Origin of the sequence: Roseateles rivi (genome assembly GCF_043555845.1) — a bacterium.
Taxonomy (GTDB): domain Bacteria; phylum Pseudomonadota; class Gammaproteobacteria; order Burkholderiales; family Burkholderiaceae_C; genus Roseateles; species Roseateles rivi.
In genome coordinates this window covers 1-7,149 of sequence record NZ_JBIGHZ010000009.1, presented here as the reverse complement: position 1 = coordinate 7,149, position 7,149 = coordinate 1, and the positions used below count along the sequence as shown (strand labels likewise).

Here is a 7,149-nt window from a genome sequence, read left to right as displayed (position 1 = left end):
ACCCCCACCGCCGCACCACCCAGCAACCCCGCCACAAAGCTGCCCCGCCCCTCCAGCTCAAGCTGCAGGCTCACCTCCTTGCCCACCAGCTCCTTGAACGGCACGTTGGCCGCCATCAGCTCGCTGACGAGCGGGTTGTCCGGCGTCGCCAGCTCCACCGTGTAGCGGTAGAGCTGCCCCAGGCTTTCGTGGCCGTGCAGCCGCCGCGGCAACAGTGCCGCCGCCCCCAGCAGGCTGGGCATCGCGGGGCTTTGTAGGGTGAGGGTGCGATTCATCGTGTACCTCCTGGGGCAGAGCCCTCTCGTCCGGCGTGGGGTTGGTCTTGTTCATTGCAGCTGGGCGCGCTGGCCAAGTCGTAGCCCAACGCCACGTGCCACCGCCGCAGCGGGGCCAGCCCTTGCCGTTGAAGCAGCTGCACGCCTTCTTGGCCCGTGCACAGCCACGCACGCGAGGCGCTGGCATCACGCGCAAGCAAATAGGGCTCTTGCTGTGTGGCCGCCCCGGCGGCGGCCAAGCCAAGCCAACCGATGCCGCTGCGCAGGCTCGGCGCCTTCAACAGCACGCGATAGGCCCGGGCGGGGCGAGGCGCCTCTGCATCGGTGTCAACACTGACTTGCTGCGCTGGGCCGATGAAACGCAGCTGGCGCCATGAGACGCGCTGGCAGCAGTGCAACTGCCCCTGGGCATCGGGCCACTGCAGCTCAAACACGCCACCGTGGATGGCTTGCGCCCAGTACAGGGTGACTGTGCCGTCTGCTGCGCCATTGACCACACCCAAACGCTGCGCGTCCGCCCAGGTCTGTGGGGACAGCAGCAATGTCAACAGTCCGAGCCCAAGCCATCGAAGCATGCGCATGCCCTTTCAGTGCCCATCAGAAGACCAATGCGGCCAGTCCCTGCGCCACCGCCCGGCAGTGCGCCAATGAACTGTCTGAGCGCCGCTTGAAAAGTCGCTTGGAGATCCTCCAGCGCTGTGCTGGTCGGGAATCGGCTGACCCATTGCGCTTCGCTGAGTTACGCCATGGCATGCACCAGATTCAAGGCGAACATCCGCCGTCATGGCGAGGGTGTCGCCCTGCCCCATCCCAAAGCCTTGCGCGCCAGCACCCATGTGCTGGCGCAGCAGCCCCAAGCCCACCATCCCGACCATGTGCTCACTCCCTGCGTGCGGCGGCGAAGGTCAGTGCGACACATCGCTCACCCACTTGCGCGCCCACAGCACCCAGCGCTGGCTGGCCTTGGGGGCGCGTTCTTTGTTCTGTAGTGCAGCTGAAGATATCGGGCCCGCCCGCTGTGGGGTACTCCCTGAGGTCGGGGTTGACACCGCGGCCGCACAAGCCATTTGGCGTCGGCTCATGAGGGCAAAGTCCCTTCCCTGGCTGGGCTGGCCCCGCCAGCCGCACCCCGCGTGCCCCGGCTGCTTGGGCGCAATGCCTTGGCGGCGTTGATCAACGACTCGGGCTTGCCATCCCACGGCGGCAGCTTGGCCGGAGGCAGCGGCAACACGCGGTCCAGGTTGGGGAAGCGGAGGTCGGGGTTGGTGAAGAGGGCGTCGGCAAGGCTGTGGTAGCGCTCAGCTCTGGCAATGTCTATGTGCCCATCGGCAAGTGCTTTGCCTGCCTTGAAGGCCACAAACAACGTTCCAGCCGCATCCTCACTCCCGTTTTTGGTGGCGTCATGCAGGATTTGCAGCGCGGCGCGGAACTGGGTGGGCAGGTCTGGGTAGGGGGCAAGCAGATCCCCACCCCGAGCATCTGAATCCAAATCACGCCCCAACTCAATGCCTGCCGCCCCATAGCCCTGGGCATGGGCGCAGCGCAGCAGCGCAGCAGCGCGTAGCGCAGCGGGATGTTGGCCCATTGGCCCGGGTGGTCAGGCTCCATGTCTTTGAATCCCAACCCCAGCACGGTTGCAATCTGGGTCTGCGCCTTGGCGCTGCCCAGGTCCGCCGCCAGCTCCCAGAAGGCCCAGGCGCGGTCGGCGCTGAACTTGACGCCATAGCCCTGCTTGTGGAATTCCCCCATCCAGAAGAAGGCGTCGGCCACGCCCTGGCGCATGAGCTGTTCGGTGTAGGCCACCACGGTTTCCTGCGGGGCAGGCGGCACGCGGAAGTCCCCGTTGGGGCCCTGCACCCCGGCGCCGGTGTAAGACGTTTGCAGCCACATCAGCGCTGCCTTCCAGTGGCCCTGGTCGGCCGCCTGGCGCCACAGCTGCAGGGCGCGCGGCCAGTTGCGCTGGTTGGGCCACAGGGCGGGGCTGGTGAGGGCCAGGCCCTCCTCGTGCAGGGCCTGCAGCGCGGGGCTCTCAGGCAGCGGGCGCTGGGCCGCCTGGCGGCAGCTGAAGGCGCTGGGCTCGCGGCGCGGGTTGAAGGCGTTGAGGTTGATGTTGCGCGGCAGCGGCTTGGGCTGGCTGAGCAGGGCCAGGTCCGAGAGAGCTGTAAACGGCGGCGTGGGGCGGGACAAGTGCAGGCGCTCCAGGAGCGTGCCCGCGAAGGCGCTGCCTGCCATCGACAAAGCGGCCAGCACGGCCCAGCGCACAGCGGGGGTGCGGACTGGCAAGCTCTTGCTGGGCATGTGCGCACTCATGCGGTGTTCATGCTTGAGACGGGCTGGCGGCAAAGCTCAGCTCAAACCCGCGCTCGCACGCCCACAGCAGGCGCCAGCAGCGCTCAGGTGCGTCGCTCACGTCCAGCCCCGCTTCGACCCAGGGCGCCAGCGGGTCGGGCAGCGGGTCGCCCCCGGCCACAAAGGTTTGGGCGCGCCAGGCCTGGCCGGTGAAGCGCGCATCCAGCAGTGCGGCCAGCGGGTGGTCTGATGCGGCGTGAGCCGGGTCGCGCCACTGCGGCTGCCAGACGCCGGACTGCGGGCAAACGGCGCTCGGCGCGCAGGTGCGGGTGGCCGGTTGCGCCAGGCTGTGGGCCAGGCCCGCGCGGCTGAGGTGGTCCGGCGGCACATAGGCCGGGCGAGCTTGGCCGAGGTAGTGCCACTGCACTTCGTCGTGCTCGGCATCGGCCTGCACGGTGGTGAGCACGGAGCTCACGCGCAGGGGCTCGTCGGCGTCAAAGTACAGCGGTGGCAGGCGGGCAATGTGATGGCGCAGGGGCGAATCTGCAAAGCGCGGGCTGGCCTGGTAGTAGCCGCTCACGGCGGCGCGCTGGATGCCCATGGCCTCAGACCCCAGCGCCAGCACGCTGCCGTAGCCCGGCAAGGCCCTGGCCGCGTAGGCCTGGTACTGCGGGGGCAGCACCAGCACATGCCCGGCGGGAATGCGGGCGCGGCCTGGTGCCGCACTGGCGGGCTGCGCCGGGGGCTGGGGCGCAGGGCGCAAGGCCTTGGCGGCGTTGATCAACGACTCGGGCTTGCCATCCCACGGCGGCAGCTTGGCCGGGGGCAGCGGCAACACGCGGTCCAGGTTGGGGAAGCGCAGGTCGGGGTTGGTGAAGAGGGCGTCACCGAGCCGGTTGTAGCGTTCAGCTCGTGCGGCATCGATATGCGCCGCAACCAAGGGCTCGCCAGCGCTAAACGACGAAAACAAATAATTCGCAGCCTCCTCGTTTCCATTTTTGGTGGCGTCATGCAGGATTTGCAGCGCGGCGCGGAACTGGGTGGGCAGGTCTGGGTAAGGGGCGATGAGGTCGCCCCCCTGAGCATCCAGGTCCAAAGACCGACCCAACTGAATGCCCGCTGCGCCATAGCCCTGGGCGTGGGCGCAACGTAACAGCGCGTAGTGCAAAGGGCGATTGGCCCACTCTCCAGGGAATTGCGCTTCCAGCTCACGATTTCCGATCAAGAGCACCGACGCAAGCTTGGTCTGCGCCTTGGCGCTGCCCAGGTCCGCCGCCAGCTCCCAGAAGGCCCAGGCACGGTCGGTGCTGAACTTGACGCCATAGCCCTGCTTGTGGAACTGGCCCATCCAGAAGAAGGCGTCGGCCACGCCCTGGCGCATGAGCTGCTCGGCGTAGGCCACCACGGTCTCCTGCGGGGCAGGCGGCACGCGGAAGTCCCCGTTGGGGCCCTGCACCCCGGCGCCGGTGTAAGACGTTTGCAGCCACATCAGCGCGGCCTTCCAGTGGCCCTGGTCGGCCGCCTGGCGCCACAGCTGCAGGGCGCGCGGCCAGTTGCGCTGGTTGGGCCACAGGGCCGGGCTGGTAAGGGCCAGGCCCTCCTCGTGCAGGGCCTGCAGCGCGGGGTTGGCGGGCAGCGGGCGCAGCGCCGCCTGGCGGCAGCTGAAGGCGCCGGGCTCGCGGCGCGGGTTGAAGGCATTGAGGTTGATGTTGCGCGGCAGGGGCTTGGGCTGGCTGAGCAGGGCCAGGTCCGAGCCGGCGGTGAATGGGGGCGTGGGGTGCGACAAGTGCAGGCGCTCCAGGATAGAGGTGGCGGTGCTGTTGCTGGCGCTAAGCAGGGCAGACAGCAGCAGGGCGGCAAGGATGGCGAGGCGGGTCATGGCGATCACCCCACCCGGTCCGAGGCCACGCGTTCGTCTACGAATTTGACGAGGTGACCGGTGATCGCCTTACCTGCACGTATCAAATCAAAATTCCCCGCCGCCAGCTTTGAAAAATTTTTGAACGCATCCGCCACCTCCTGCGGCGTCCCTGCCCCGCCGTTGATGGTCTGTCCCGAGAGCTGCCCCCAGATGGTTCGCCGCAGCTCACGGGCGTGGTCTTGGTGGGAGGTGGCCACGCAGATTTCGCTGTCGGCGGCCATGCTGCGCTGGTTCATGTTGGCGCTGCCGAGGAGGAGGTATTCGTCGTCGATGAGCATGAGTTTGGAGTGGATGTAGATGTCGCGTGCGGCGCCCAGGGCTTTAGGGCTGGCCCGGTTGGCCGTGGCCAGTTTGCAGACGATGACTTTGAGCGCGAGGTCTTTGCCGTCTTGCACCAGCTCGCCGTCGACCTTATGCGTGGGGGCCTGAATTTTTTGGGCGCTTTGGGCAATGTCGCTCGGGCCGATGAACTTTAGGAATTTGGTCTTCTGACTCTGCAGCTCTTTTTCAATCTTTTCGTGTTGATTGCGCATGGAGTTGGCTTCGCCCAGGCTTTTGAGGGTGTCGTAGGTGCGGGGCACCATGCCCACGTTTTCAGGCTGGGGCGTGACCACGATGAGGTGCAGCATGCGCGCCTCGCTGCTGGCGGCGGGTGCTGTTTGCACGCCATTCAAGAAACTCAGTCGGGCGGCTTTGAGGTGGCGGGCCCACTCTTCGTAGAAGAAGTACTGGTTCTCCAGGTAGAGGTAGTTGCGCGCCTCGCCTGTGGCGTGGAAGTAGGCGCGCTTGATGCTTTTGTCAAAGGCCTGGCGCGTTTGGCCGTCCGCATAGGGCTCCTCGGGCTGGGTGCGCAGCACTTGCAGGGGCACGATGGGGCCTTTTGCATTGCACGCGGCCATGAGCTTGGCGGGCGCGGCGCGGCGCCCGCTGAGAGCGGAACGGGGCACCTTGGTTTGTGGGTCCATGCCCGCCAGGTTTTCCACCACGGGTGGCGACACTTTCGAGATGGAATTGCCACCGTCACCCTTGAGTTCAGGAAGGCGCCGGGCGCGGTCCCAGGCGCGCACGAAGTTGAGGTTGACGTCCACCAGCACCTCGCCAGTCAGGCGCGCGGCGTAGTCCCGGTAGGGGCGGCGGCTGATGGGAAGCCCCAGGCGCAAGGCGGTGGGCAGGACGGCATCGACCAACGCGCCGGCTTCTTGCGCTTTGCTCAGGTCAGCGGCCGTGGCCCCACTGGGCTCGCGCAACGGGCTGTCGAACTCGTGCTGGCTGGTGTCCCAGTAGTCGGTCACGCTGTTGAGACCCATGATGTAGCCCACGGCGGTGGCGCCCTCGTTGTGGTCGAAGTCAATCAGGATGGGCTTTTGGTGGTGGGTGGCGTAGGCTTCAACGAGCTTTTGTTCGTCGAACCAGCCTTTCAATTGGCCCCCCTCTGAGCTGGGCTTATCGGCCTCATCGGCCAGGCTGGCCTTGACGGCGTCTTTCACGCCATCGCGGCAGCGCACCTCCAGGTTGCCGATGTGCCCCTTCGTGGCGCGGCGCCACCACAGGGTGCAGTAATCTTGGCGCTGCTCGGCCAGCGGGTAAGCCGCGCCTATCCTTCCCCGGTTACGTTCGGCCCAGGTTTCAGCCACCACCCCGCCGGGGTAGTGGTCATACGCCGGCTGCGCATAGCCCACCAGGTTGTTTTGCACGCAGGAGCCGGCATCGTTGTACCAAACCAGCAGGCGCACTTGCACGCCCTGGGCGGCTTTGCGCTCCAACAGTGCGCCATAGGTTTCGCCACTCGTCCATGGGCTCTCGGGCCGCCGGGGCTTGCTGCGGTCCAGCGCCATGGCGGGGTCAAAGCCCCAGCAGATGAGTTCGATGCTTTTGTGTGCGGCCTCGATGTCCGCCGCTATGGCCTGGAAAGCCTCTTGACCGCAGACGTAGGTATGAATGGAGCCCTTGCGCACCGGGTGGCTGTCGCTGGCGGGGCGACCATCGCTCAAAAACCATTGCCGGCTGGCCTGGACGGAGGGGCTGGAGCGCGCGGTGGGCGTGGTCGCGGCCTGGTGGGTTTTCAGGGCATTGGGGTCGCTGCTGCTCATGGTTGGCTTGCTGAGTAGTCGGCCGGGTGGGCCAGGGCATCGGTCTGGGGGCGTGCGCCGCGGCGGGCGCGTTGCTCGCGCGCGGTGGTGAGCTCACGCGCCAGCAGTTCGATGTGGTGCACCGCGCCGTTGCTCAGGCGCAGCTGGTAGGTGCCTGGGCCTTCGGGCAGGTTTTTGAGGTGGAGCTGCCCGTTGTGGTCGGTCAAGCCGCGCTGCACCACGGCGCCGTCGCGCAGCAGCTCGTAGGGCTCGCCCGCACGCGGCACACCTTGTTGATCGGCGCTTTGGGTGAGCAGGGTCACCCAGAGCTCGTCTTTGGGCGTGGCCTGCGGCGGCGGGGGCAGGGTCACGGGTTGGTTGTCCGGGCCCACAAAAGCATGGCTGGCAGCCTTGGCGGTCCAGCTGCCCTGCGTGCCCTGTTCAATGCCCTGGGCACCCCAGTGCATATAGCTCCCTGCCCCGTTGATCACCACCTCCTGCTGGGCCGTGATGTGTATCCGGTTGGCCTGTTGCGTGATGTCCAGCTTGGCCAGCAGCCTCAGGTTCTGCTCCAGCGCCTGCACATCAATGTCCG

The 7,149-nt window shown here is 67.1% G+C and carries 6 protein-coding genes and 1 pseudogene; all 7 read right to left on the bottom strand.

Annotated elements, in window-relative coordinates:
- A pseudogene (locus ACG0Z6_RS16515) lies at nucleotides 1–275 on the bottom strand (type VI secretion system Vgr family protein); the annotation flags it as partial.
- Nucleotides 272–850: a hypothetical protein gene (locus ACG0Z6_RS16510; protein ID WP_394463421.1), complete on the bottom strand. Its 579-nt coding sequence runs from the start codon at nucleotides 848–850 to the stop codon at nucleotides 272–274. The pseudogene ACG0Z6_RS16515 and the gene ACG0Z6_RS16510, both read right to left, overlap by 4 nt.
- A 503-nt stretch (nucleotides 851–1,353) precedes the next feature.
- The gene (locus ACG0Z6_RS16505) at nucleotides 1,354–1,632 is read right to left on the bottom strand and encodes a DUF6396 domain-containing protein (protein WP_394463419.1); all 279 of its coding nucleotides are present in this window, start codon (nucleotides 1,630–1,632) and stop codon (nucleotides 1,354–1,356) included.
- Nucleotides 1,590–2,585 (bottom strand): tetratricopeptide repeat protein, encoded by a 996-nt coding sequence (locus ACG0Z6_RS16500; RefSeq protein ID WP_394463417.1) that lies wholly within the window; start codon nucleotides 2,583–2,585, stop codon nucleotides 1,590–1,592. The genes ACG0Z6_RS16505 and ACG0Z6_RS16500 overlap by 43 nt, the downstream gene beginning before the upstream one ends.
- 7 nt (nucleotides 2,586–2,592) lie before the next feature.
- The gene (locus tag ACG0Z6_RS16495; protein WP_394463415.1) at nucleotides 2,593–4,443 is read right to left on the bottom strand and encodes a tetratricopeptide repeat protein; all 1,851 of its coding nucleotides are present in this window, start codon (nucleotides 4,441–4,443) and stop codon (nucleotides 2,593–2,595) included.
- Between the two features lie 5 nt (nucleotides 4,444–4,448).
- Nucleotides 4,449–6,575 carry a phospholipase D-like domain-containing protein gene (locus tag ACG0Z6_RS16490; protein ID WP_394463413.1) on the bottom strand — a complete coding sequence of 709 codons (2,127 nt, stop codon included), beginning with the start codon at nucleotides 6,573–6,575 and terminating at the stop codon, nucleotides 4,449–4,451.
- Nucleotides 6,572–7,149: DUF2345 domain-containing protein (locus ACG0Z6_RS16485; protein ID WP_394463412.1), on the bottom strand; the 578-nt coding region annotated here is incomplete at its 5' end. The genes ACG0Z6_RS16485 and ACG0Z6_RS16490, both read right to left, overlap by 4 nt.